We start from the raw sequence: 1,297 nt of genomic DNA on the forward strand, positions 1-1,297 counted from the left end.
TCTCCCCCTCGCAGGGATCGACGAGAGCGCCCGTATCTTCGCGGTGGGGAGTTCGCTCTTTGCCATGGAACTCTATCTCACGCTGAAGAGGGGGGAGACGTGGGAGGAGTTCCAGCGTGCCTGGCCCCGCTCGGACGAGGCCCTCCTTGAGATGGCTGAAACGCCCGAGATCCTCCTCGCCCTCTGGAAGCACCAGGTCGCGGCCCGCGACTGCTGGCTCGCCGCCGGCGGTGTGGGGGTGCTGGAGATGGCCCCCGCCACCGGTAAGACCCTTGTCGGCCTTGCCTCCGCCTACCACCTCTTCCAGAGATTCGGGTCTCTGAAGGTGCTCGTGCTCTGCCACTCGCGGGCGATCCTGAACCAGTGGCGGCGGGAGGCGATCGAGAAACTGGGTTTTGTCGGCGACCCCGACGACGACTACACCCACCCTGTCTCCTATAAGGGGAAGTTCGAGATCTCCTTCAACACCCTCCAGAAGGTCATGAGAGAGCCGGGACAGTACAGGTCAGACTTCCTCATCGTCGACGAGGTCCACCACGGCGCCGGCCTGAAGTTCAGGAACGCCCTCGCCGTCCCCTGCCGGTGGAAGATGGGCCTTTCCGCCACGGTGGAGGGAGGGGAGAGGGCCGATGTCCTGGACCGCTCCCTCGGGAAGACCGTCTACACCTACACCCTCGCCGATGCCCGGCGGGACGGTATCGTCCCTGAGTTCACCCTGGTGGTCCACAAGACCTTCCTCGACATCGCCGAGGAGGCCGAGTTCGCGTCGATCACCGAGACTATCGGAAAACTCCTGAATTACATCAATGCCACGCAGACCGAAGAGATCCAAATCCTCTCCCACTACCGCTTCACGCGGTTCGAGAACCTCGGGGACTTTGTCCGCCTGATGACCGACCTCAGGTACCGCGGTGGCAATGTCCCCGACGAGTGGCTCCAGCTGGTCGGCCTCATAAACAAACGCCGGTGGGTCATCCACCGGTCGGCGCCGAAACTGGAGCGTGCCGTGGCCCTTGCGCGGGACCTTGCCGGGACGCACAAGTGCGTCCTCTTTGCGATGGATATTGCGACCTGCGAGAAGGTCTATGAACGCCTGTCGGGTTCCGTGCCGGCCTCTCTCGTCCACTCGCAGTTGAAGGCCGATGATGTCAAACACGCACTCCAGGCATTCAGGTCAGGCCAGAACGGTGTTCTGATCGCCCCGAAGATGCTCGACGAGGGTGTCGATATCCCCGACGCCGAGATCGGGATCAATGTGGCCTCCTCCAAGACGAAACTCCAGCTCATCCAGCGCCTG

1 protein-coding gene is annotated in these 1,297 nt (G+C 63.0%); it reads left to right on the top strand.

Features of this window, described 5'->3' with window-relative positions:
* A partial coding sequence (locus Q0520_RS10695; RefSeq protein ID WP_298669931.1) for a DEAD/DEAH box helicase occupies window positions 1-1,297 on the top strand: 1,297 nt, incomplete at both ends.

The organism is uncultured Methanofollis sp. (assembly GCF_937919355.1).
Classification (GTDB): domain Archaea; phylum Halobacteriota; class Methanomicrobia; order Methanomicrobiales; family Methanofollaceae; genus Methanofollis.